The 22,446-nt window shown below is 67.4% G+C and carries 21 protein-coding genes; 14 read left to right on the top strand and 7 right to left on the bottom strand.

The genetic code is table 11. From position 1 onward, the window contains the following. The first annotated feature begins 8 nt into the window (after positions 1–8). The 5 genes from kdpA to A9179_RS10055 all read left to right on the top strand — a co-directional run bounded on the left by kdpA (position 9) and on the right by A9179_RS10055 (position 7,820). Positions 9–1,709 (top strand): potassium-transporting ATPase subunit KdpA, encoded by a 1,701-nt coding sequence (gene kdpA / locus A9179_RS10035; RefSeq protein ID WP_187805672.1) that lies wholly within the window; start codon positions 9–11, stop codon positions 1,707–1,709. 12 nt (positions 1,710–1,721) lie between these two features. Beyond that, positions 1,722–3,773 (top strand): potassium-transporting ATPase subunit KdpB, encoded by a 2,052-nt coding sequence (kdpB, locus tag A9179_RS10040; protein WP_187805673.1) that lies wholly within the window; start codon positions 1,722–1,724, stop codon positions 3,771–3,773. Between the two features lie 58 nt (positions 3,774–3,831). Next, the gene (kdpC, locus tag A9179_RS10045; RefSeq protein ID WP_187805674.1) at positions 3,832–4,407 is read left to right on the top strand and encodes a potassium-transporting ATPase subunit KdpC; all 576 of its coding nucleotides are present in this window, start codon (positions 3,832–3,834) and stop codon (positions 4,405–4,407) included. After that, positions 4,404–7,055 carry a sensor histidine kinase gene (locus tag A9179_RS10050; protein ID WP_187805675.1) on the top strand — a complete coding sequence of 884 codons (2,652 nt, stop codon included), beginning with the start codon at positions 4,404–4,406 and terminating at the stop codon, positions 7,053–7,055. Before kdpC ends, A9179_RS10050 begins: the two co-directional genes overlap by 4 nt. 72 nt (positions 7,056–7,127) lie before the next feature. Then, positions 7,128–7,820 (top strand): response regulator, encoded by a 693-nt coding sequence (locus A9179_RS10055; RefSeq protein WP_187805676.1) that lies wholly within the window; start codon positions 7,128–7,130, stop codon positions 7,818–7,820. Positions 7,821–7,835: 15 nt separating this feature from the next. On the opposite strand, the gene A9179_RS10060 is transcribed toward A9179_RS10055, so the two are convergent. Next, positions 7,836–8,843, bottom strand: a complete 1,008-nt coding sequence (locus tag A9179_RS10060) for a patatin-like phospholipase family protein (protein ID WP_187805677.1) — start codon at positions 8,841–8,843, stop codon at positions 7,836–7,838. Between the two features lie 221 nt (positions 8,844–9,064). Between A9179_RS10060 and A9179_RS10065 the strand changes: the two genes are divergently transcribed. Continuing rightward, positions 9,065–9,343, top strand: coding sequence for a hypothetical protein (locus A9179_RS10065; RefSeq protein WP_187805678.1), 279 nt, complete (start codon positions 9,065–9,067; stop codon positions 9,341–9,343). A 2-nt stretch (positions 9,344–9,345) separates the two neighbouring features. Next, the gene (locus A9179_RS10070) at positions 9,346–9,954 is read left to right on the top strand and encodes a flavin reductase family protein (protein WP_187805679.1); all 609 of its coding nucleotides are present in this window, start codon (positions 9,346–9,348) and stop codon (positions 9,952–9,954) included. 12 nt (positions 9,955–9,966) lie between these two features. Here A9179_RS10070 and A9179_RS10075 read toward each other — a convergent pair whose 3' ends face one another. Then, complete coding sequence (locus tag A9179_RS10075) at positions 9,967–10,287, bottom strand: hypothetical protein (protein ID WP_187805680.1); 321 nt, start codon at positions 10,285–10,287, stop codon at positions 9,967–9,969. Positions 10,288–10,660: 373 nt separating this feature from the next. Here A9179_RS10075 and A9179_RS10080 point away from each other — a divergent pair, with 373 nt between their 5' ends. From A9179_RS10080 to A9179_RS10095, 4 genes are all read left to right on the top strand, one after another. Continuing rightward, the gene (locus A9179_RS10080; RefSeq protein WP_187805681.1) at positions 10,661–11,578 is read left to right on the top strand and encodes an AAA family ATPase; all 918 of its coding nucleotides are present in this window, start codon (positions 10,661–10,663) and stop codon (positions 11,576–11,578) included. After that, entirely contained in the window at positions 11,578–12,534 is a 957-nt protein-coding gene (locus A9179_RS10085) for a DUF58 domain-containing protein (RefSeq protein ID WP_187805682.1), read from the top strand. Before A9179_RS10080 ends, A9179_RS10085 begins: the two co-directional genes overlap by 1 nt. Further along, a complete protein-coding gene (locus A9179_RS10090; protein ID WP_187805683.1) occupies positions 12,531–14,531 on the top strand; it encodes a transglutaminase TgpA family protein in 2,001 nt (666 codons plus the stop codon). The genes A9179_RS10085 and A9179_RS10090 overlap by 4 nt, the downstream gene beginning before the upstream one ends. Before the next feature lie 144 nt (positions 14,532–14,675). After that, positions 14,676–15,473: an acyl-CoA thioesterase gene (locus A9179_RS10095; RefSeq protein ID WP_187805684.1), complete on the top strand. Its 798-nt coding sequence runs from the start codon at positions 14,676–14,678 to the stop codon at positions 15,471–15,473. A 7-nt stretch (positions 15,474–15,480) separates the two neighbouring features. Here A9179_RS10095 and A9179_RS10100 read toward each other — a convergent pair whose 3' ends face one another. Beyond that, the gene (locus tag A9179_RS10100) at positions 15,481–16,311 is read right to left on the bottom strand and encodes a TatD family hydrolase (protein ID WP_187805685.1); all 831 of its coding nucleotides are present in this window, start codon (positions 16,309–16,311) and stop codon (positions 15,481–15,483) included. A 229-nt stretch (positions 16,312–16,540) separates the two neighbouring features. On the opposite strand from A9179_RS10100, the gene A9179_RS10105 reads away from it, so the two are divergent. Together A9179_RS10105 and A9179_RS10110 are read left to right on the top strand one after the other, a co-directional pair. Then, positions 16,541–17,962, top strand: coding sequence for an MltF family protein (locus tag A9179_RS10105; RefSeq protein ID WP_187805686.1), 1,422 nt, complete (start codon positions 16,541–16,543; stop codon positions 17,960–17,962). 115 nt (positions 17,963–18,077) lie between these two features. Continuing rightward, positions 18,078–18,512 (top strand): DoxX family protein, encoded by a 435-nt coding sequence (locus tag A9179_RS10110; RefSeq protein WP_187805687.1) that lies wholly within the window; start codon positions 18,078–18,080, stop codon positions 18,510–18,512. 55 nt (positions 18,513–18,567) lie between these two features. Here the strand turns inward: A9179_RS10110 and A9179_RS10115 are convergent, their stop codons facing one another. From A9179_RS10115 to thpR, 3 genes are all read right to left on the bottom strand, one after another. Next, positions 18,568–19,629 (bottom strand): lipase secretion chaperone, encoded by a 1,062-nt coding sequence (locus A9179_RS10115; protein ID WP_316851824.1) that lies wholly within the window; start codon positions 19,627–19,629, stop codon positions 18,568–18,570. A gap of 57 nt (positions 19,630–19,686) precedes the next feature. Continuing rightward, positions 19,687–20,628 (bottom strand): triacylglycerol lipase, encoded by a 942-nt coding sequence (locus A9179_RS10120; protein WP_187805688.1) that lies wholly within the window; start codon positions 20,626–20,628, stop codon positions 19,687–19,689. Positions 20,629–20,918: 290 nt separating this feature from the next. Further along, positions 20,919–21,449, bottom strand: coding sequence for an RNA 2',3'-cyclic phosphodiesterase (gene thpR / locus A9179_RS10125; protein ID WP_187805689.1), 531 nt, complete (start codon positions 21,447–21,449; stop codon positions 20,919–20,921). Positions 21,450–21,632: 183 nt separating this feature from the next. Here thpR and A9179_RS10130 point away from each other — a divergent pair, with 183 nt between their 5' ends. Further along, positions 21,633–21,938 carry a class I SAM-dependent methyltransferase gene (locus tag A9179_RS10130; protein ID WP_187805690.1) on the top strand — a complete coding sequence of 102 codons (306 nt, stop codon included), beginning with the start codon at positions 21,633–21,635 and terminating at the stop codon, positions 21,936–21,938. On the opposite strand, the gene greB is transcribed toward A9179_RS10130, so the two are convergent. After that, entirely contained in the window at positions 21,925–22,437 is a 513-nt protein-coding gene (greB, locus tag A9179_RS10135) for a transcription elongation factor GreB (protein WP_187805691.1), read from the bottom strand. The two genes, A9179_RS10130 and greB, sit on opposite strands and share 14 nt — an antisense overlap. Positions 22,438–22,446: the final 9 nt, after the last annotated feature.

Below are 22,446 nucleotides of genomic sequence, written 5' to 3' on the forward strand. Positions count from 1 at the left end.
GAGGCGCCATGCAAGTCCAAGACTACTGGCTGATCCTGGCCTTCTTCGTGCTGGTATTGCTGCCGGCTCCGTTTCTCGGGCGCTACATCTTCCGCGCGATGGAGGGGCAGAAGACCCTGCTGACCCCGCTGTTCGCGCCCATCGAGCGCTTCTGTTACCGCCTGGCGGGCATCGACAGCCAGGCCGAGCAGGACTGGAAAACCTACAGCCTGGCGCTGCTGGCCTTCACCCTGGCCGGCCTGCTGTTGTTGTTCGCCATCCTCATGCTGCAGGGCGCGTTGCCGCTCAACCCGCAGCACCTGCCGGGGCTGGAGTGGACGCTGGCGTTCAATACCGCGGTGAGCTTCGTCAGCAACACCAACTGGCAGGCCTACAGCGGCGAGGCGTCGCTCAGCTACTTCAGCCAGATGGTCGGCCTGACCGTGCAGAACTTCGTCAGCCCGGCGGTCGGCCTGGCGGTGCTGGTGGTGTTCTGCCGCAGCATCGCCCGCCGTTCGAGCAACAGTGTCGGCAACTTCTGGGTCGACCTGACCCGCGCCACCCTCTACGGCATGCTGCCGCTGTGCCTGCTGCTGGCGCTGTTTCTGGTCTGGCAGGGCGTACCGCAGACCTTCCTCGACTATGCGACCGCGCACACCATTAGCGGCAGCGACCAGGTCATTCCGCTCGGCCCGGCGGCCAGCCAGATCGCCATCAAGCAGCTCGGCACCAACGGCGGCGGTTTCTTCGGCGTCAACTCGGCGCACCCGTTCGAGAATCCGACGGCCTGGAGCAACCTGTTCGAGCTGGTGTCGATCATCCTGATCCCGGTGGCGCTGCTGTTCACCTTCGGCCACTACGTCAAGGATCTGCGCCAGAGCCGCGCGCTGCTGGCCTGCATGCTGATCCTGTTCGTTCTCGGTCTGGGCGTGACCCTGTGGGCCGAGTACCAGCCGAACCCGGCGTTGGCCATGCTGCCGATCGAGCAGGGCGGTTCGCTGGAGGGCAAGGAGAGCCGCTTCGGCATCGCCGCCTCGGCGCTGTGGGCGGTGACTACCACGGCGGCCTCCAACGGCTCGGTCAATGCCATGCACGACAGCTTCAGCGCCCTCGGCGGCATGATCCCGATGTTCAACATGATGCTCGGCGAAGTGATCTTCGGCGGCGTCGGTGCTGGCCTCTACGGCATGCTGCTGTTCGTGCTGATCGCGGTGTTCCTCGCCGGCCTGATGATCGGCCGCACCCCGGAATACCTCGGCAAGAAGCTGGAAGCCCGCGAAGTGCGCTTGCTGGTGGCGACCCTGCTGGTGATGCCGGTCGGTGTACTGGTATTCAGCGCCCTGGCGGTAAGCCTGGCCGGCCCGGCGGCCTCGATCAGCAACCCGGGTGCCCATGGTTTCAGCCAGGCGCTGTATGCCTACACCTCGGGCACCGCCAACAACGGCTCGGCCTTCGCCGGTTTCGGCGCCAATACGCCGTTCCACAACCTGCTGCTCGGCCTGGCCATGCTGCTTGGGCGCTTCGGCTACATCCTGCCGATCCTCGCCATCGCCGGCAGCCTGGCGGCGAAGAAGCGCGCGCCGATTAGCAGCAACAGCTTCCCGACCCATGGCCCGCTGTTCGTCACCCTGCTGACCCTGACCATCCTCCTGGTCGGCGGCCTGACCTTCCTGCCGGCACTGGCCCTGGGCCCGATTGCCGAGCACCTGACAATGTTCCAGGGCTTCTAAGGGAGAATCATGATGAATGCCCGTACCGAACCGGCGCTGAACAGCGCCCCGCAACAAGCCAAGACCAGTTTCGCCGCGCTGTGGCAGCCGGCGCTGCGCCAGGCCTTCGTCAAGCTCGACCCGCGGCAGCTGCAGCGCGCGCCGGTGATGCTGGTGGTCGAGCTGACCGCCATCCTCACCACCGTGCTGTGCTTTATCCCCAACCCGGCGGTGAGCGTCGGCCTGGCCGTGCAGATCGCCCTGTGGCTGTGGTTCACCGTGCTGTTCGCCAACTTCGCCGAGGCCCTCGCCGAAGGCCGTGGCAAGGCACGCGCCGACAGCCTCAAGGCCGGCAGCCAGGGGCTCAATGCGCGCCGGCAGAAGGGTCAGCAGTTCGAGACCGTGCTGGCCAGCAGCCTGCGTCGTGGCGATATCGTGCGCGTCGAGGCCGGCGAGCTGATTCCTGGTGACGGCGAGGTGATCGCCGGCATTGCAGCGGTCAACGAGGCGGCCATTACTGGCGAATCAGCGCCGGTGATTCGCGAGTCCGGCGGCGACCGTTCGGCGGTGACCGGCAACACCCGCGTGGTCTCCGACTGGCTGCTGGTGCAGATCACCGCCAACCCGGGCGAGTCGACCCTGGATCGTATGATCGCCCTGGTCGAAGGTGCCAAGCGGCAGAAGACGCCCAACGAGGTGGCGCTGGATATTCTGCTGATCGGCCTGACCCTGATCTTCCTGCTGGTAGTGGCGACCCTGCAGCCGTTCGCCCGTTACGCCGGCGGCGACCTGCCGCTGGTGTACCTGGTGGCGCTGCTGGTGACGCTGATCCCCACCACCATCGGCGGCCTGCTGTCGGCCATCGGCATCGCCGGCATGGATCGCCTGGTGCGCCTCAACGTGATCGCCAAGTCCGGCCGCGCCGTGGAGGCGGCGGGGGACGTGCACGTGTTGCTGCTGGACAAGACCGGCACCATCACCTTCGGCAACCGTCGCTGCAGCGCGCTGATCAAGGCGCCTGGAATCAGCGGCAAGGAACTGTCCGAAGGGACGCTGCTGGCCTCGCTGGCCGACGACACCGCCGAGGGCAAGTCGATAGTCGAATACCTGCGCGGGCTGCACCCGATGCAGGAGCCGGCGCGCGAGGACATCCGCGCCATCGCTTTCAGCGCCGAGACACGCCTGTCCGGCGCCGACTGGAACGGCCATGTGTACCGCAAGGGCGCGGTCGACTCGGTGCTCAATTATCTGAATATGAGTCGCGAGGAGGTGCCCACGGCACTGGCCCGCGAGGTCGAGAAGATCGCCCAGAGCGGCGGCACGCCCTTGCTGGTGGCCGGCGACGGCCAACTGCTCGGCGCCATCCACCTCAAGGACGTGGTCAAGCCGGGCATCCGCGAACGTTTCGCCGAGCTGCGCGCCATGGGCATCCGTACCGTGATGGTCACCGGCGACAACCCGCTGACCGCCGCTGCCATCGCCGCCGAAGCGGGCGTGGATGACCTGATCGCCGAAGCCACGCCGGAGAAGAAGCTGCAACGCATTCGCGCCGAGCAGGCCGAAGGCAAGATGGTCGCCATGTGCGGCGACGGCGCCAACGATGCCCCGGCGCTGGCCCAGGCTGACGTCGGCCTGGCCATGAACGACGGCACCCAGGCCGCCCGCGAGGCCGCCAACCTGGTCGACCTGGACAGCGACCCTACCAAGCTGCTCGACGTGGTGCAGGTCGGCAAGGAGCTGCTGGTGACCCGCGGTGCGCTGACCACCTTCTCGGTGGCCAACGACGTGGCCAAGTACTTCGCCATCCTGCCGGCGCTGTTCGCCGGCATCTATCCGCAGCTTGGCGCGCTCAACCTGATGCAGCTGCACAGCCCGCAGAGCGCGATCCTCTCGGCCATCGTGTTCAACGCGCTGATCATCGTCGCCCTGATCCCTCTGGCCCTTCGTGGGGTGCGCGTGCAGGCGCTGGACGCGGCCAGCCTGCTGCGGCGCAACCTGCTGATCTATGGCCTGGGCGGCATCCTCGCGCCCTTTGTCGGGATCAAGCTGATCGACCTGCTGCTGGTGGCGGTGGGGCTGGTGTAGCGCTTGTCTCCCTCTCCCTCCGGGAGAGGGGAACAGTCAACGAACTCGGAGAAACATCATGCTCAAGCAAATCCGCCCGGCCCTTAGCGTGCTGGCCTTTATGACCCTGGTGACCGGCGTGGTCTATCCGCTGGCCGTGACGGGGATCGCCCAGCTGGCATTCCCCGAACAGGCCAATGGCAGCCTGATCCGCGATGGCAACGGCGAGGTGCGTGGCAGCCGCCTGCTGGCGCAGAACTTCGACGGCGCACAGTGGTTCCAGCCGCGCCCCTCGGCGGCCGCTTTTGCCACCGTGGCCAGCGGCGCGAGCAACCTGGCGCCAAGCAACCCGGCATTGGCCGAGCGTATCGCCAAGGACGCCCAGCGCTTGCACGACGAAGGGCAGGGGCCGGTACCCATGCAGCTGGTCACCACTTCCGCCAGCGGTCTCGACCCGCACCTGTCGCCAGCCGCGGCGCAGTTCCAGATCGCCCGCATCGCCAGTGCGCGCGGCATCCCGGCGGCCAGCCTGGAGCGGCTGGTCGCACAACATGTGGAAAAACCCCTGGTGGGCCCGGCGGTGGTCAATGTGCTGGCGCTCAACCTGGCCCTGGCCGACAATCGCGCCATCGCTTTCCATGAGACCACTCCATGAGTGACGCGCAGCGCGCCGATGCCTTGCTGGCCGAGATGCCCCGCGAAGGGCGCGGCCGACTGAAAGTCTTCCTCGGCGCGGCGCCCGGCGTGGGCAAGACCTTCGCCATGCTGCAGGCGGCGCAGGCGCAACTGCGTCAGGGCGTCGACCTGCGCGTCGGCGTGGTCGAGACCCACGGCCGCGCGGAAACCGAGGCGATGCTCACCGGCCTGCCGCAGCAGGCGCAGCGGCGCCTGGAGTACCGCGGCGTGGCAATGACCGAGATGGATCTCGACGGCATCCTGGTACACCCGCCGAAGCTGGTGCTGGTCGACGAGCTGGCCCACAGCAACGCACCGGGTAGTCGCCACGCCAAGCGCTGGCAGGATGTGCAAGAACTGCTCGACGCCGGCATCGATGTCTACACCACGGTCAATGTGCAGCACCTCGAAGCGCTCAACGACCAGGTGCGCGACATCACCGGCGTGCAGGTGCGCGAGACCCTGCCGGACTGGGTGCTGCAGGAGGCCGACGAGATCCTGCTGGTCGACCTGCCACCGCGCGAGCTGCTCGAGCGCCTGCGCGAGGGCAAGGTGTATGTGCCGGAGCAGGCGCGCGCGGCCATCGATGCCTTCTTCAGCCAGACCAATCTCACCGCGCTGCGCGAACTGGCGATGCAGACCGCCGCCGCGCGGGTGGATGCCGACCTCAACCGGCGTTATCGCCAGCAGGGCCAGGAGGCGCCGGCGGTGCGCGGACGCCTGCTGCTCGGTATCGATGGCGATGCCCAGGCCGAGCGCCTGGTACGACATGCCTGCCGGATCGCCGAACGCCGTCATCTGCCCTGGTCGGTGGTGCATGTGGATGTCGGCGGCGAGCGCGACGAAGCGCGCCTGGCCAATCTGCAGGCCGCGCAGCGCCTGGCCGAGCGCCTGGGCGGCGAAGTGGTGCTGCTGCGCGGCGCGTCGGTGGCCGAAACCCTGCTGGCGCATGCCCGCGAGCGGCGTGCCAGCCTGATCCTGGTCGGTCGTAGCCGCCAGCGCCTGCGCCGGCGCTGGAGTTTCGCTCGCGGTTTGGCCGAGCGCCTGCTGCAGGCCGGTGAAGGCCTGGAAATCAGTGTGCTGGATGGCACCGCCGAGTCCCGCACTGCACGACCGCCGCGCCGAGCACCGCTGGTCTGGCGCGATTACCTGCTGGCTGTCCTGGCTACGCTGCTGGCGACCGGAGTCGCCCTGGGCCTGGCGCGCTATCTGGAACTACCGAATATCTCGCTGATCTTCCTCGCCGCGGTGCTGGTGGTGGCGGTGCGCAGCAGCCTGGGCCCGGCGCTGGTCTGCGCCGGGCTGTCGTTCGTGATCTACGACTTCCTGTTCGTACCGCCGACCTGGTCGCTGACCATCGACCGCCAGCAGGATGTACTGACCCTACTGTTCTTCCTGCTGATGGCGGCGCTGACCGGCAATTTGGCCAGCCGCCAGCGCCGGCAGTTGCAGGCCCTGCGCCAGACTCAGGGAGAAACCACCGCGCTGCTCGAACTGTCGCGCAAACTGACCGCTGCCACCGACCGCCAGGCTGTACTGGCAGCGGCGTTGCAGCAGTTTGCGCCCTGGCACGAAGTGGAGGTCAGCCTGCTGGCGCGTAGTGCGGACGGCGTATGGAAGGTCGAGGCCGGTGCCCAGCGCCTGCTCGCCGAACAGGAACGCGCCGCCGCCGAATGGGCCTGGCAGCACGACCAGCCGGCCGGCCTGGGCACCGACACCTTGCCGGGCGGGCGCTGGTGGTGGTGGCCGCTGTCCGGCGAGGAGGGGCCGCTGGCCCTGCTGGGTATCAGTCCCAAGGATGGCAGGGGGTTGCCGCCGGAACAGCGGCGCTTGCTGGCTGCCCTTGGCCAACCGCTGGCCCAGGCCCTGGAACGCGCGCAGCTGGCCGAGGATCTGGAGGCCGCGCGCCTGCACGGGCAGACTGAGGAACTGCGCAGCGCCTTGCTGGCCTCGGTGTCCCACGACCTGCGCACGCCGCTGACCGCCATGCGCGGCTCGATCGACAGCCTGCTGGCCCTTGGCGAGCAGATTCCCCTGGCCGATCGCCGCGAGCTGCTGGAAGGCACCCGCGACGAGGCCGAGCGCCTCGACCGCTATATCCAGAACCTGCTGGACATGACCCGCCTGGGCCACGGTGGCCTGAAGCTGGCGCGTGACTGGGTGGCGCCGGGCGATATAGTCGCCAGTGCTCTGCAACGTCTGCGTCCGGTACTGGCGCCACTGCAGGTGGAGACTGAGCTGCCTGGCGAGTTGCCGCTGCTGTATGTGCATGCGGCGCTGATCGAGCAGGCGCTGGTCAATGTGCTGGAGAACGCTGCGCGCTTCTCGCCGAGCCAGGGCCGCCTGCGTGTGGCGCTGGAGGCGGATGGCGCCGAGCTGCGCTTTGTGGTCAGTGATCAGGGCCCGGGGATTCCCGAGCATGAGCGGGAGAAGATCTTCGACATGTTCTACACCGCCGCGCGTGGCGATCGCGGCGGGCAGGGCACCGGCCTGGGCCTGGCGATCTGCCAGGGCATGCTTGGCGCCCACGGTGGCCGGGTCACGGTGGGTGAGGGCCTGGATGGCCGTGGCGCCAGCCTGACCCTGCATTTGCCACTGCACCCGCAACCTTTACCCGAAGAAGAGTAGGGCGGTTGCAACCCGCGTCGAGTGCTGAACGCGGGTTTCACCCGCCCTACGTGAGCGGAATGAAAGAGTGATATGACGAGCAATCCTTCGACCATCCTGGTGATCGACGACGAAGCGCAGATCCGCAAGTTCCTGCGTATCAGCCTGGCGGCTCAGGGCTACAAGGTGCTGGAAGGCGCCAATGGCACGGAGGGCCTGGCCCAGGCGGCACTGGGCAAGCCAGACCTGGTAGTGCTTGACCTCGGTTTGCCAGACATGGATGGCCAGCAGGTGCTGCGCGAACTGCGCGAGTGGTCGACGGTGCCGGTGCTGGTGCTCTCGGTGCGCGCCAGCGAGGGCGAGAAGGTGCTGGCCCTGGACGGCGGCGCCAATGACTACGTGACCAAGCCGTTTGGCATCCAGGAATTCCTCGCCCGGGTGCGCGTACTGCTGCGCCAGGCTAGCACGGGCGAGCAGCAGGAAGCGCTGGTCAGCAGCGGGCCGTTGAGTGTCGACTTCGCCTATCGGCGGGTCAGCCTGGACGGTGTCGAGGTCGCGCTGACGCGCAAGGAGTACGCGGTGCTGGCCATGCTTGCCCGCCACCTCGGCCGGGTGGTAACCCAGCAACAGCTGCTCAAGGACATCTGGGGCCCGACCCATGTCGAGGACAGCCACTACCTGCGGGTGGTGGTCGGCCATCTGCGGCAGAAGCTCGGCGACGACCCGGCCGCGCCGCGCTTTATCCTTACCGAGGCCGGGGTCGGTTATCGCCTGCGCGAGCTGTAGGGCGCCGACCCGGCACTAGGGATGGTCGCGCTCATACTTGTCGAGGGTATCGCTGGCGATCTGCCGGCCGAGCATGATCAGCTCCGGCGCCTTGTGGAACTCGAAGAAACGGCATACGCGCTTGGGCACGTTGATCAGGATGTCCGGCGGATACCCGGCGATCTTGTACTGGGCCAGCGAGGTCTGCATGGTCTCGAAGCTCTGGTTGATCAGTTCTAGCAGCGAGGCCGGGCCGACATTGGTCAGAACATGGGAGCTGTTGGCCGATTTCGGCGCGGCTTCCTCGACGTTCTTGCGCGCGGCCACTGGCTGATCCAGCCAAGGGTTGGCGGCCTCGACCAGCAGCTCGCCTTCCTCTTCTTCGTCGCTGTCGCGGCGCAGGAACGGCAGGCGCGCGCTGAGCGAGCCCATCAGTTGGTCAATGCGGCCCTTGATCGCCGCCGGGCGCTCGATCACCGGCAACTGGTACTGCTTCTGGTTCAGCGAGTTGAGGTTGACCGCGACGATCAGGTCGCAATGGCTGGCCACCACCGGCACGATCGGCAGCGGGTTGAGCAGGCCGCCATCGACCAGCATGCGGTTGCCCTGGGTGACCGGGGTGAACAGGCTGGGAATCGCCGCCGAGGCGCGCATGGCCTTGTGCAGGCAGCCTTCCTGGAACCAGATTTCCTGCTGGTTGGTCAGGTCGGTGGCGACGGCGGTGTAGGGAATGCTGAGGTTTTCGATGTCGATCTCACCAACTATCTCGTGGATCTTGCCGAATACCTTTTCGCCGCGAATGGCGCCGAGGCGGAAGCTGACATCGAGCAGGCGCAGCACGTCGAGATAGTCCAGGCTCTCCGTCCACTCGCGGTACTCGCGCAGTTTGCCGGCGGCGTAGATACCGCCGATCACCGCGCCCATCGAGCAGCCGGCGATGCAGCCGATTTCATAGCCGCGCGCTTCCAGTTCCTCGATCACGCCGATATGCGCATAACCGCGCGCCCCGCCCGAGCCCAGTACCAGGGCCACTTTCTTGCTCATTGTCGTTTTCCCCCAACTCCATGTCTCGACCATACGCTCGCAGCTGCACTGCGCCAAGGCGGCGTTTGCTAGTATCTAGCGCCTGGTGAGATGGCCCGAGGCGGCCATACGCCACAGCTTTTGTGCGAATCGCGCAGGCACTGGCCTGCAGCCGGGCGCCGGGCACTTTCGCCCGGCGCTGGCATCCATAGACAGACCCTCGCAGTTAAGGAAGTCTTCCGATGAAACACCTGATCATGTTGTCCCTGATGGCCCTGGCGCTGAGCGGCTGCGCCGCCAAGACCGCTTACCGCGACAGTTGCGCCAGCCAGTCGGACGCCGCCTGGCGCGAGCTGGATCTGGCCAAGGCGGAAGGGTTCGCCGGCACGGTGAGCTACTCCAAGGCCCTGACCTTGCTGACCGGGGCCAAGACCTCGCAGCAGTTCGAGGGCTACCAGAGCTGTGCGCGCAACGCCGAGAAGGCCCGCTTCTATATCCGCGAATCGCGTGCCGGGCGCTGAGCATGCGCCTCGACTTCACCCAGCTGGCGCCGCTGGATGCTTACCGCTGGCTGGCTTCCACGGTGACCCCGCGGCCTATCGCCTGGGTTTCCACCCGCTCGGCCGAAGGCATCAGCAACCTGGCGCCGTTCAGCTTCTTCCAGGTGATCAGCGATGCGCCGCCGACCCTGATGGTCAACGTCAATAGTCGCGGCGACGGCAGCCTCAAGGACACCCTGCGCAATGTGCAGGCCAGCGGCGAGCTGGTGATTCAGCTGGTGAGCTTCGCCCAGGCCGAGGCGATGAATGCCAGCGCGGCGAACCTGCCCCATGGCGTCAGCGAGTTCGAGCAGTGCGGGATTGCCAGTCTGCCCGGCGAACGCGTGGCCGTACCGCGGGTGGCCGGTGCGGCGGTGGCCTTCGAGTGCCGGCTGGTCGAGGCGCAGCCGTACCCGCGGCAGGCGCCGAACTGCCACCTGATCTTCGCCGAGGTGCTGCTGGCCCATGTGGACGATGCGGTGCTGGACGAACGCGGGCGGATCGACCCGCAGCGCCTGGATCTGGTCGGGCGCCTGGGTGGTACGGCCTACAGCCGCACCCGGGATATCTTTCAGATGGTGCGCCCGGGTTGAGCCGGGCGCGGCTTACCAGTAGAGGGTGACGCGGGTCGGCTGGTCGCCCTGAGCCTGCACCTGGGTGATCGCCTGGGCACTGGCCGTGCGGTCGACCTGCTGGCCCTGGGCGTCATACATCACCCGGTAGCTGGCGGCCGGCGCGCATTGCGAGCTCTTGACCGACAGCGCGTCAGCGCTGCGCTGGGCATCGATCTGGCAGGAGTCGACGATGGTCAGGCTGACGGGCATCTGACCGCTGGCCTGGCCGGCGTGGGACTGGAGGGGAAGCAGGGCGGTGGTGAGCAGCAATGCAACAGCAAGGCGAATCTTGGAGGCGTACGTCAGGGGCATGATACCTACTGCTTGAGAAAGGCTTGCCGGCAGCCGATGCGCTCCATCAGGGGCGTGCTGGCGAGCGGTTCTTACTTCCTTACCTTGATCCTCCGTGGATGTGAAAACGGCCCTGCAAATTACTGAATTTGCAGGGCCGCCAGGTGATTCCGTGCCTTGGTTGAGCCGATTTTATCAATCGCCGTAAGTGATGGCGATATGGCATCCAAGCCATTCGTCTTATTCCCGCGTCGACGAATGCGACGGGGCGGAATGGCTTTTGGCTTACACGCGGGCAAGTCACTGCGCACAGTTTCGTGAGCAAAGGTTGCACGGCGCTTTGCCGGCCGTGCTCGGCCCAGTAGCATCGGGGGATCAGTACAAGGAGCGAGCGATGCGTACGAAACTGGATGCCTGCCTGCAGTCGGTGAACCAGATCCTGCTGGGCAAGGAACCGCAGGTGCGCCTGGCGCTGACCTGCCTGCTGGCCGGCGGGCACCTGTTGATCGAGGATCTGCCGGGGATGGGCAAGACCACCCTCAGCCAGGCTCTGGCGCGGGTGCTGGGCCTGAGCTTCCAGCGCATCCAGTTCACCTCCGACCTGCTGCCCGGCGACATCCTCGGCACTTCGGTGTTCGACAAGGACAGCGGCCAGTTCACTTTCCACCCCGGGCCGATCTTCGCCGAGCTGGTGCTGGCCGACGAGATCAATCGCGCCACGCCGAAGAGCCAGAGCGCGCTGCTGGAGGCCATGGAGGAGGGCCAGGTAACCATCGAGGGCGCTACCCGGCCGCTGCCGCAGCCGTTCTTTGTCATCGCCACGCAGAACCCGGTCAGCTCCGGTGGCACCTTCGCCCTGCCCGAATCGCAGCTGGATCGCTTCCTCATGCGCCTGTCCCTGGGTTACCCGGCCAAGGCGGCGGAGAAGGCGCTGCTGCTGGGCGAGGCACGTCGTGACTTGTTGCCGAAGCTCGACGCGCTGCTCGATCACCGCGAGCTGGCGGCGATCCAGGCGCTGATTCCGCAGATCCGCGCCAGCGATGCGCTGGTCGATTACGTGCTGCGCCTGGTCGAGGCCACTCGCAGTGAGCCGCAGTTCGCCTGGGGCCTGTCGCCGCGTGCCAGCCTGGCGCTGTTGGCAGCCGCACGGGCCTGGGCCTTCCTGGGCAACCGCGACTACGTGATTCCTGAGGATGTGCAGGCCGTGCTGCCGGCCGTGGTCGGTCATCGCCTGCGCGAGCGTGCCGATCCGTCCGGGCATGGCGGTGGCTCGCTGGTGCAGTGGCTGCTGCGCGAAGTGCCGGCGGTCTGATGTTCGCCTGGGTCAAGCCGCGCTGGCGGCGTTGGATCGTGCGGCGCATCCCGCCGGCGGCGCAGGTGCAGCTGGATCAGAAGCGCATCTTCATCATGCCCAACCGGGTCGGCGCCGGCTTTTCCCTGGCGCTGCTGCTGATGCTGCTGGCCGGGATCAACTACGAGAACAGCCTGGCCTATGGCCTGACCTTCATGCTGGCGGCAGTGTTCATCGTCGCCATCCTGCATACCTTCCGCAATTTCAGCGGGCTGATCCTCAAGGCGGGCGTCAGCGGCTCGGTGTTCGTCGGCGAGCAGGCGCGTTTTCGCGTGCGCCTGGAAAGCGCCGAGCGCAGTCATCAGGCCGTAGCCCTGGGCTGGCCACCGGCCGAGCTGCAGGTGCTCGATGTGCCGGAGCGCGGCCAGCGCGAATGCGAGCTGAGCCTGCCGGCGTTACGCCGTGGCTGGTTGCGCCCGGAGCGCTTGCGGGTGGAGAGTCGCTTTCCGCTGGGCATCCTGGTGGCCTGGAGCTGGGTCGATCTGGATCAGGCCGTGCTGGTCTACCCGCGCCCCGTGGCGGGTGACCTGCCGCTGGCGGTGGGCGGCGGCCAGGACGACGAAGACGAGGGCACGCGCAGCCTGGGCCAGGGTGCCGACGATTACCAGGGCCTGAAGAGCTACCAGCCCGGCGACTCCAAGCGGCGCCTGCACTGGAAGGCCTATTCGCGTGGCCAGGGGCTGCTGGTCAAGGACTTCGCCGCCCTGGCCGGGCGTGACCTGTGGCTGGACTTTCTGGCTTTGGGCGGCGATCCCGAGGCGCGCCTGTCGCTGCTCTGCCACTGGGTGCTGCAGCTGGATGCCCGGCAGCAGCCCTATGGTCTGCGCTTGCCTGGCAGCGAGCTGGCACCGGACTATGGCGATGCCCACCGCGAGGCTTGTCTGCGCGCCCTGGCCTTGTACGGGGAGTCGCGATGAGCGCGCCGCAGCCGATTCCTCGCATCGGCCTGACCTGGCTGCTGGTGGCCCAGGTGCTGGTGATCCTGCCGCTGCTGCTGCACTTGCCGCCGTGGATCATCGCCCTGTGGCTGGCCTGCGCCGGCTGGCGGGTGCAGATCTTCCGCATGCGCGCGCGCTACCCCAGCCGCGTCGAGCGCCTGGGGCTGATCGCCGCCACCGGGGCGGCGGTGTTCTTCTCCCGCGGCAGTTTCCTCGGCCTGGATGCCGGCGCCTTGCTGCTGGTGGCGGCCTTCTGCCTCAAGTTGCTGGAGATGCGCAGTCGCCGCGATGCCCTGCTGCAGATCTTCCTCGGCTTCTTCGTGGTGGTGATCGGCTACCTGTTCGACGACAGCCTGCTGGCTGCGGTCTACAGCCTGCTGCCGGTGGTGGCCCTGCTGGCCGCGCTGATCGGCCTGCAGCAGAGTGCCCTGGCGGTGCAGCCGCGGGCCACGATCAGGCTGGCTGCCAGTCTGCTGCTGCAGGCGCTGCCACTGATGCTCCTGCTGTTCGTGTTCTTCCCGCGGCTGGCGCCGCTGTGGAGCATGCCGGCGCCGAACAAGGCGCTGAGCGGGCTGTCCGACAGCATGGCGCCGGCGGATATCGCTGAGCTCAGCCAGTCCGACGCCCTGGCGTTTCGCGCCAGTTTCAGCGGCGCCATCCCGCCGCGGGTACAGCTGTACTGGCGTGCCCTGACTCTCGAGCAGTTCGATGGCCGGCGCTGGTCGCAGTCGCCCGGCGCCCAGCACGAAACCGGCGCGCTGTGGCAGAAGCGCGGTGAACCGTTGGACTACAGCATCGTCATGCAGCCGAGTGGCCAGACCTGGCTGTTCGCCCTGGATGTCGGCCAGGCCGACCAGAGCGATGTGCAGCAGATGAGCGACTTCCACCTGCAGCGGCGCCAGCCGGTGCAGCAGAGCCTGCTGTACCAGGTGCAGTCCTGGCCCCAGGCGCTGCGCCAGGAGCAACTGCCGCCAGCCATCGCCCAGCGCACCCTGCAGCTGCCGGCCGAGGGCGACCCGCGCAGCCGCGCCTGGGCGGTCGAGCTCAAGCGCCAGTATGCCGAGCCGCAGGCACTGGTCGACGCGCTGCTGCGTCACTTCAACCGCGAACCTTATGGCTACACCCTGCGCCCGCCACCGGTGGGAGTGAACAGCATCGACGAGTTCCTGTTCCGCACGCGCAAGGGCTTCTGCGCTCACTATGCCGGGGCGATGACCTTCGTCCTGCGCGCCGCGGGCATTCCGGCGCGGGTGGTGGCCGGTTACCAGGGCGGCGAGATCAGCCCGGCCGGCCACGATGTTGCGGTGCGCCAGTTCGATGCCCACGCCTGGGTCGAGTACTGGCAGGCGGGGCAGGGCTGGGTGGCGGTCGATCCGACCTTCCAGGTCGCCCCCGAGCGTATCGAGCAGGGCCTGGAGCAGGCGGTGGCCGACGAGGAGAGCTTCCTCGCCGACTCGCCGCTGTCGCTGCTGCGTTACCGCGACATCGGCTGGCTGAACGACCTGCGCATGGGCTGGGATGATCTCAACTATGGCTGGCAGCGCTGGGTACTGGGCTATCAGTCAACCCAGCAGCTGCAGTTGCTGCAACGCTGGTTCGGCAGCCTGGACTGGACGCGCCTGGCCATCGGCCTGGTCGGCTGCGGTGGGCTGCTGCTGGGGGGGCTGGCGCTGTGGCTGTTCAAGCCCTGGCGCCGTGAACGCGACCCGCAGCAGCGCCTGCTGCGCGGCTTCGAGCGCCTGCTTGGGCGCCACGGCCTGCAGCGCCAGCCGGCCGAGGGCGTGCGTGCCTTTGCCCGGCGCGCGGCGCAGGCCCTGCCGGAACAGGCGCAGGCCATCGATGCCTTCGCCCGGATCTTCGAGGCGCAGCGCTATGCCGGCCAGGCCAGTGCGCCGCAGCAGTTGCGCCAGGCCCTGCGCCAGCTGCGCCGTGCCTTGCCCTGGCGACGCCAGCCGGCGGGCAGAGCTGCCGACTAAGTCGCAGGTGGCCCGGGAACCCGTCGCCAAGGGCCGGGCCAGAGCCAATACGGGGTGATTCCTGCGCTGAATTGTCTGCTCTGCCACTCCCGCAGTCCGATGCTTTTCCCCTAAGCTTCGGGGCAGACTCGAGGAGATTGCTGCATGACTTTCGCAGAACTGATTCAGGCGGTGCACAACCGCCCGCAACACGTGGTGGTGCCTTCCCTGTGGGGCCAGGGCCGGGCGACTTTCGGCGGCCTGGTGGCTGCCATGGTCTACGAGGCCATGCGGGTCAAGGTGCCGGCCGGGCGGCCGGTGCGTTCGCTGTCGATCACCTTCGTCGGGCCGCTGCTGATGAACGAGCCGGTGGCCTTCGAGGTGGAAGTGTTGCGCGAAGGCAAGGCGGTCAGCCAGGTGGTCGGGCGCGCCGTGCAGAACGGCGAAGTGGTGGCCATGGTACAGGGCAGCTTCGGCGCTGCGCGGGTCTCGCAGGTCTCGGTGGCGGCCGATCCGGCGCCGGCGATGAAGGCCGTCGAGGAGTGCCAGGAACTGCCCTATCTCAAGGATGTTACCCCGGAATTCACCCGTTTCCTGGCCATGCGCTGGGGCCTGGGCGGCATGCCGTTCAGCAGCAACCCGTCGCGCGAGATGGGTGGCTGGGTGCGCCTGCGCAGCGACGTGAGCTACGACCGCATTACCGAGGCGCACCTGCTGGCCCTGGTCGATGCCTGGCCGCCGGTACCGCTGTCGCAGCTGAGCAAGCCGGCACCGGGCAGCTCGCTGACCTGGACGGTGGAGTTCATGCACCCGATCCCGCAGCTGACCACCCACGACTGGTGCTTGTACCGGGCGGAGATCGAGCATGCCCGCGACGGCTATGGGCACATTGCCGCGCGTCTGTGGAGCCCGAGTGGCGAGCTGCTGGCGTTGAGCCGGCAGACCACCGTGGTGTTCGACTGACCCCGACTCAGTCCTCGTCTGCCGCGCTCGCTTTGGCGATGGCCGGCAGACCGAAGAAGGCACGGGCGCTGGCGCTGCTGTGCGCCGCCAGCGCAGCCTGGCTCTCGCCACGGTGCAGGGCCACTTCGCGCAGCACTTCGCCAAGAAACGCCGGCTCGTTGTGCCCGCTCTTCGGCTTGGGCCGCAGGCTGCGTGGCAGCAGGTAGGGCGCATCGCTTTCCAGCAGCAGGCGGCCCTGGGGAATGTCGCGCACCAGCGGATGCAGATGGGTGCCGCGGCGCTCGTCGCAGATCCAGCCGGTGATGCCGATATGCAGGTCGAGGTCGAGGTAGCCGTACAGGCTGCCCTTGTCGCCGGTGAAGCAGTGCACCACGGCGGCCGGCAGGTCATCGCGGAACTCGCGCAGAATCGCCAGCAGGCGCTCGCCGGCTTCACGCTCATGGAGGAACACCGGCATCTGCAGCTCCACGGCCAGCGCCAGCTGTTCTTCCAGGGCCTTCTCCTGCTGCGGTCGCGGTGAGAAGTCGCGGTTGAAGTCCAGGCCGCATTCGCCCACCGCCCGTACACGCTCTGCGCTGAGCAGGGTGCGCAGCTGGCGAGCGCTGTCGGCGTTCCACTGGCTGGCATCGTGGGGATGGATGCCGGCGGTGCTGAACAGGCGACTGCCGCTCTCATCCAGCTCGTGGCAGAACTCCAGGGCTTTTTCGCTTTCTTCCAGGCTGGTGCCGGTCAGCACCAGTTGGCAGACGCCGGCGGCGTAGGCGCGGGCGAGTACTGCGTCACGCTCGCGGGCCAGACTCGGATGGGTCAGATTGACGCCGATGTCGATGAGTTGCATGGTGCTACCTCAAAGGCTGAGCCGGGCAGCATAGCAGAGCTGGTAAATGCTTAATAAACACAACAAGAACAGTGCCTTATGTCTGACTTTTGATCTTTGTCAGCAGCTTGCGCTGGTGACCGGGAAAGGCCTGTGAGAACCTCCGCGCCCCTCACCATGGAACTGCCGTGCGTGCGGGCGATCTCACTCGGCCAGGTCGGCCCGTGACCTGGCTCAACCCGGAGGCCCGATGAGGCGAGCGCTGCTGCTTCTGTTCTGCTGCCTGGCAGCGCTGCCCTGGTCGGCCCAGGCGCGTCTGGGCGGCCTGGCGGAAAACCTGCCCCATGCCGCGGCCACCCGCGACCTGGCGGAGATCCGCAAGAGCGGCGAGCTGCGCGTGCTGGTCAACCAGAGCCGCAACAGCTCCGGGGAAATCAAGGGCCAGGCCATCGGTCTGGAATACCACCGTCTGCATGCCTTCGAGCAATACCTCAATGACCAGGGCCGTGATGGCGGCAGCCTGCGCCTCAAGCTGATCCCGCGGGCCAAGGAGCAACTGCTGACCGCTCTGCAGCGCGGCGAGGGTGATCTGGTGGCGCCTGGCGAGCTGATCGACGCCCATGCCGGGCAACTGGTCAGCGCCAGTGCGGCGATTCGCAGCGACGTGCCCATCGTGGTGGTCGGCGCGCGTGGCAACCGGCATTACCTGCGTCTGGACGACATGTCCGGCAAGGTGCTGACGCTGCCGCGAGGCAGTGCGGCTGCCGAGGCACTGGGTGAGGTCAACCAGCGCCTGGCGGCGCGCAAGCAGGCGCCAATCGAGGTGCAGTGGGCCGACCCCAGCCTGGCCGTGGAGGATGTGCTGGAGATGGTGCACGCCGGGGTCTACCCCTGGACTGCCGTCGAGCAGCCGATCGCCGAACGCTGGACGCGAGTGCTGCCGCGCTTGCGCATCGAGCGGCACCTGGTGCTCGGTCGTGAGGCCGACATGAGTTGGTACGTGCGCCGTGATGCGCCGATGCTGCGCGCCAGCATCGACCGCTTCCTCGCCGGCTACCGCAGCCCGGCGGATCAGGACGCGGTATTCCAGCGCGTCTACCGGCGCATCTACAAGGTGCGCGATCCGCTGGCGCGGGCCGACCGGCAACGCCTGGCGCGGGTTGCCGGGGTGCTGCGCAAACATGCCCAGCAGCAGAAGCTCGACTGGCTGTACCTGGCCGCCGTGGCCTTCAAGGAGTCGACCCTCAATCCGGCCGCACGTGGTGCCGGCGGGGCCACCGGGCTGATGCAGATCACTCCGGCGGCCGCGCGCAGCGTCGGGGTCAGCAATATCCAGGTGCTGGACAACAACGTGCGGGCCGCCTCGCTGTACCTGGCACGCATCCGCCGGCAGTTCTTCGCCAGCAGCCAGCTGGAGGAGCACCAGCGCATGGCCTTCGTCCTCGCCGCCTACAACCTGGGGCCGCAGCGGGTGCAGGGTCTGCGTGCGGAGGCGCGGCGGCGCGGCCTGAATCCCAACCAGTGGTTCTTCCAGGTCGAGCGGGTGGCCATGGAGCAGCTGGGCATGGGCGTGGTCAGCTACGTCAACAGCGTGAACAAGTACTACCTGGCCTATGAGCAGGAGCGTGAGGGACTGGAGCCGCAGGCAAGTCGGGTGTCGGCACAAAAGTAATCGTAAAATTAGATATTAATATCCGGATATTTGCGCTTTTCTAATCGATTAATTCGTCTAATCTACACCTCAGCAACAGACAACTCCGAACGCACCCACACAAGGACACCGCAACATGAACAACCTGATCAAGAACCTGCTTTCCAGCAACGCCGGCTACGGCATCACCCTGCTGCGCGTGGCGACCGGCCTGACTTTCGCCGCCCACGGTTCGCAGAAGCTGTTTGGCTGGTTCGGTGGCTACGGCCTGGCCGGTGTGGCCCAGTGGATGGAAAGCATCGGCATCACCCCCGGCTACCTGATGGCTGCGCTGGCCGGTAGCGCCGAGTTCTTCGGTGGCCTGGCCCTGGTGATCGGCCTGCTGGTGCGCCCGGCTGCGCTGTCGCTGCTGGTGGTGTCGCTGGTGGCGATGTTCACCGTGCACTGGGTCAACGGCTTCTTCATCACCGCCAACGGTTACGAGTACGCCCTGACCCTCGGCATCATCAGCATCGCCCTGCTGATCGAAGGCGCCGGCAAGCTCTCGCTGGATCGTCGCATCGCCGGCTGATCGCCCCGCCGCAAACCAAGGCCCGCCTCGTGCGGGCCTTTTTCATGGGCGGGATTTACTGGCTGGCGGACTGGGCCTTGGCTTTGGCCTGGGCATCGGCCAGCTGCTCGGCGGCGCTCAGGCGCAGGCGTTCCTGGTCATTGAAGCGTTCGCCGGCCAGGCGCTCGATGGCGGCCTGCCTGTCGTCGGCGCTGAGCCCGCTGTTGGCTTCGATCTGTGCTTTCTCCTGGCGATAGTCGCTGAGGCGCTGCTGCCACTGCTGGCGTTGCCGGTCGAGGGCTTCCAGACGTGCGGTGGCTTCGGCACCGACCAGTTGCAGGCGCAGCTGCTGCAGCTGCGCGGCGTCGCCCCCGCGGGCCTGGAGGGCGGCGGTCTGCTCGCGCAGCTCGGTCTGCAGTTGCGGCACCACGGCGTCCTGCAGGGACTCGGGCAGGCTGGCGCGCAGCTGATCCAGCGCTGCGGCTTTCTGCTGGGGGCTCAGGGCCGGGTCGTTGCGGATGGCCAGGCGCTGCAGGGTGAACTGGTTGTAGGCCTCTTCTTCGGCGAAGAAGGCCTGGTGGGTTTCCTGATTGAAGATCGAGGCGCGCAGGGTCTGCACCGCCTGTTCGCGCTGGCGCACGGCATCGAGGTTGGCCAGCTGCGGCAGATCGCGCTCCAGCTGCACCAGTTGCCGCTTGTAGTCCAGGTATTGTTCCAGCAGGGCCAGCGCCTGGCCCTCGGCCGGCTCCGGCAGCTGGCTGCGGATGTAGTCCTGCAGGCGCTTGACGCTGTTGCGCAGCGGCTCTTCGCCGATGGCGCTGAGGAAGTAGTCGAAGATGCGCCGGATATCGCGGCTGATCAGCAGGTTGCCGGCGGCGTCGAGGGCGAACTGGCCGTCCACCTCGGTGCCGGCGAAGGAGGGCGGCAGGGCCTGGACACCGGGGGCCAGGTTCGGGCCGGTGCTGACTGGCGAGGCGCTGGCTGCTGACGGGGCGTCAGGCGTGGGCGCAATGGCCGGGGCGATGCTGGCGGCAGCCGGGGCGTTGGCGTCTGGCCGGTCGAGTGGGTCGAGATAGAACGTCAGGGCAATGGCGGCGCCGATCAGGGTCGGCACTCCGAGCAGCAGGGTCTTGTTCACGGCAGGACTCGACGGGCGGGAAAAGGGTGCCGGGGCCTGCAGGCCCCGGCAGGCGGGTCACAGACCGGCGGTTTTCAGACGGTTGGCCTGCTGGCGGTAGACGGTTACCGGGTCGGTCTCGAACAGGCTGGTCAGGCCGAAGACCTGGTTGACCTCGTCGAGGTGGTTCATCCGGTAGTCGTCGCGGATCACCTTGCCCAGGTGCGAGCTGCACTTGCCGACCAAGCCGTCGTTGGGCTCGTCGAAGGTCAGCGAGGCGGCGCCGGTGAGCAGGTCACTGACGTCGAGCAGGTTGGTCAGCGGGCTGGTGCCGCTCCAGGAGTAGTAGCTGACGCCATTGACCTTGTAGGCACCTTCGCCACAGGAGCTGGTAGGGATGCCTTGCGGGTACTTGGCGTTGAACACCGCGGCGCCCTGGCTATTGAGCGACTCCAGGGAGCCCAGGGCATTCTGCGGCGAGGTGCTGGAGCTGCCGGAGAGGAAGTTGATCAGCGCGCCGAGGCCGTTGACGATGCCGGCCACCAGCGCTTCGCCGGCCGAGCCCGGCGGGATCTGGCGCAGGAAGTCGGCGGTGTCCGAGCCCTTGTGCGGGCCGCCGACGCTGGTTACCGAGGCCACCAGATCCGGGCGCACGGCAGCCACATAGCGGGCGGTCGGGCCACCATGGCTGTGGCCGATCAGGTTGACCTTGCCTTTGCCGCTGATGGCGGCGATTTCTTCCACCTGGTCGAGCAGTTCCTCGCCGCGCAGCTCGGAGGTGTTGAGCTGGCTGACTTCGGTGACATAGACGCTGGCGCCATCGCTGCGCAGGGCCGAGGGGATGCCGTACCAGTAATCGATGCCGAGGATGCTGTCGAAACCGAGCATGCCATGGGCGAGGACGATCGGGTATTGGGTCTTGGTGTAGCCGGTGGAGCCGAACAGACCGGCGTCGGCCGGGCCTGACAGGAGCAGACCGGTACCGATACAGAGGGCGAGCAGGGTCTTCTTATTATTCATGGAGCGCTCTCATGGTGTGGTGATGCGGGTGGGGGCATCCTTGCGCCTGCAGCCAGGCCCATCCGGGGTCGGCACATCAGCAGCCTGAAAGGGCAGAATCTGTGCCAAATCGGCATTTTTTAGAGCACAGGCTCTAAACGGGCGTTTGCGAGGAAGTCGGCCAGATTGACGCTTTTGCCGGCAAGGAGGCCGGTGTTACCCAGGGAAACAGACCGGACGGTCATTTTTTGTGGCGTTCCTGGGGGACGCTGCGCGCCGCCAGACGCTGATCGCTTGCTCGCGAGGAGGCGCTATAGGTTTTCCAGCGGCCAGCTGTGCAGCTCGCGGTAATGCCCGTCTGCCGAGGCATAGAGGGCAAAGCGCTCGACCGTCCAGGCAAAGTTCGCGAGCGGGCTGATGGCAGGCAGGTGGCTATGGCGGGCCAGTGTCAGGTGTGGGCGGAAGGCGTGCCCTGGCTGTTGGTAGCCGTGCTGGCGCAGGCGCGACTGCAGTTGCTCGACCAGTTCCAGCAGGGGTTGCGGCGGCTGGCTGGGCGCCAGGTGGAGCAGGCCCTGCGACCAGCAGGCCAGGCGATCCAGCTGCAGGTCGAAGGCGGGCAGCTGGATGCTGGCGGCGATCTCGCCCAGTGGCGTCAGATGGTGTGCGTCCAGGCTGCCGAGAAACGCCAGGGTCAGGTGCAGGTTGGCCGGGGCCACCAGCTTGCCGTCTGCCGCCAGGGCCTGGCGCCAGGCGGCGATCTGCCGGGCAATGGGTGGCGGGCAAGGTAGCGCGAAGAACAGGCGCAAGGCCCGACCGTGCTGGTCGTCTGTTGTCTGCGCCATCGTGGCTGCTCCTGCGAGTACCGGGCTTGACAGGCTCCGGTGGGATTTTTAGGATTCCGCCCCATGCGCCGATTTAAGAGCAACTTGCGGGGCGCCGCCCGGTTGGGCCAATACCGCTAAAGCGCTGGCCGGTGCCGCCTCTCACCGCTGTCCGGCTGTGACTTCGAGGCTGAGACCGTCACCATGAGCTGCCCACGCCCCCATCTGCGTTTTTCTCCTCTGCCCACCGGCACTCCGAACCGGCATCCCCATGTCCTGCTGGTGGGAAGCCATCAGCCCCAGCTGCTGCGTTACCTGGAAGGTTGGCCCAAGTGCTGGCCGGGTGCGCGCAATTTCCTCGTTCGCTTCGCCACCGCACAGACCCTGCAGGCCCTGCCCGGCAACAGCTTCGACCTGGTGGTGGTCGGCGCCGAGGCGCAACCGCTGACGGCCGAGCTGGTCGGCGAACTGGTACGGGTCGCCCGCCAGGGGCTGATCAGCCTGCGCTGAGCGGCGGGTAGTCGATGGCGGTGATGTAGTAGGTCTGCTCGCCGCCTGGTGTCTGCACCCGCACTTCGGCATCCAGCGCCTTGCCGACCAGGGCGCGGGCCAGCGGCGAGTCGATGCTGATCAGGTTGAGTTTGAGATCGAGCTCGTCCGGGCCAACGATGCGGTAGCGTGCCTCGTTGCCGTCCTCATCCTCGAGGGTAACCCAGGCGCCAAAGTAGACCTTGTGCGGGTCGCTGGGGCGGTCGCCGATGACCTTGAGGTTCTCCAGGCGCTTGGTGAGAAAGCGCACCCGGCTGTCGATTTCGCGCAGCATCTTCTTGCCGTAGATGTACTCGGCGTTTTCCGAGCGATCGCCCAGCGCCGCCGCTTCGCTGACCGCCTGGGTGACCTGCGGCCGGCGCACATGCCACAGCTCATGCAGTTCGGCACGCAGGCGGGCCTCGCCCTCTGGCGTGATCAGCGGGGTTCCGGCAGTACGGGGCGGGCGGTAGCGGCTCATGGTGCTCGA

It is taken from the genome of Pseudomonas alcaligenes (assembly GCF_014490745.1).
In the GTDB taxonomy this organism is placed as follows: domain Bacteria; phylum Pseudomonadota; class Gammaproteobacteria; order Pseudomonadales; family Pseudomonadaceae; genus Aquipseudomonas; species Aquipseudomonas alcaligenes_C.

Bases quoted from the DNA above. Each gene is read 5' to 3' on its own strand.
- kdpA (WP_187805672.1), top strand. From the start codon at position 9: ATGCAAGTCCAAGACTACTGGCTGATCCTGGCCTTCTTCGTGCTGGTA.
- kdpB (WP_187805673.1), top strand. From the start codon at position 1,722: ATGAATGCCCGTACCGAACCGGCGCTGAACAGCGCCCCGCAACAAGCC.
- kdpC (WP_187805674.1), top strand. From the start codon at position 3,832: ATGCTCAAGCAAATCCGCCCGGCCCTTAGCGTGCTGGCCTTTATGACC.
- A9179_RS10050 (WP_187805675.1), top strand. From the start codon at position 4,404: ATGAGTGACGCGCAGCGCGCCGATGCCTTGCTGGCCGAGATGCCCCGC.
- A9179_RS10055 (WP_187805676.1), top strand. From the start codon at position 7,128: ATGACGAGCAATCCTTCGACCATCCTGGTGATCGACGACGAAGCGCAG.
- A9179_RS10060 (WP_187805677.1), bottom strand. From the start codon at position 8,843: ATGAGCAAGAAAGTGGCCCTGGTACTGGGCTCGGGCGGGGCGCGCGGT.
- A9179_RS10065 (WP_187805678.1), top strand. From the start codon at position 9,065: ATGAAACACCTGATCATGTTGTCCCTGATGGCCCTGGCGCTGAGCGGC.
- A9179_RS10070 (WP_187805679.1), top strand. From the start codon at position 9,346: ATGCGCCTCGACTTCACCCAGCTGGCGCCGCTGGATGCTTACCGCTGG.
- A9179_RS10075 (WP_187805680.1), bottom strand. From the start codon at position 10,287: ATGCCCCTGACGTACGCCTCCAAGATTCGCCTTGCTGTTGCATTGCTG.
- A9179_RS10080 (WP_187805681.1), top strand. From the start codon at position 10,661: ATGCGTACGAAACTGGATGCCTGCCTGCAGTCGGTGAACCAGATCCTG.
- A9179_RS10085 (WP_187805682.1), top strand. From the start codon at position 11,578: ATGTTCGCCTGGGTCAAGCCGCGCTGGCGGCGTTGGATCGTGCGGCGC.
- A9179_RS10090 (WP_187805683.1), top strand. From the start codon at position 12,531: ATGAGCGCGCCGCAGCCGATTCCTCGCATCGGCCTGACCTGGCTGCTG.
- A9179_RS10095 (WP_187805684.1), top strand. From the start codon at position 14,676: ATGACTTTCGCAGAACTGATTCAGGCGGTGCACAACCGCCCGCAACAC.
- A9179_RS10100 (WP_187805685.1), bottom strand. From the start codon at position 16,311: ATGCAACTCATCGACATCGGCGTCAATCTGACCCATCCGAGTCTGGCC.
- A9179_RS10105 (WP_187805686.1), top strand. From the start codon at position 16,541: ATGAGGCGAGCGCTGCTGCTTCTGTTCTGCTGCCTGGCAGCGCTGCCC.
- A9179_RS10110 (WP_187805687.1), top strand. From the start codon at position 18,078: ATGAACAACCTGATCAAGAACCTGCTTTCCAGCAACGCCGGCTACGGC.
- A9179_RS10120 (WP_187805688.1), bottom strand. From the start codon at position 20,628: ATGAATAATAAGAAGACCCTGCTCGCCCTCTGTATCGGTACCGGTCTG.
- thpR (WP_187805689.1), bottom strand. From the start codon at position 21,449: ATGGCGCAGACAACAGACGACCAGCACGGTCGGGCCTTGCGCCTGTTC.
- A9179_RS10130 (WP_187805690.1), top strand. From the start codon at position 21,633: ATGAGCTGCCCACGCCCCCATCTGCGTTTTTCTCCTCTGCCCACCGGC.
- greB (WP_187805691.1), bottom strand. From the start codon at position 22,437: ATGAGCCGCTACCGCCCGCCCCGTACTGCCGGAACCCCGCTGATCACG.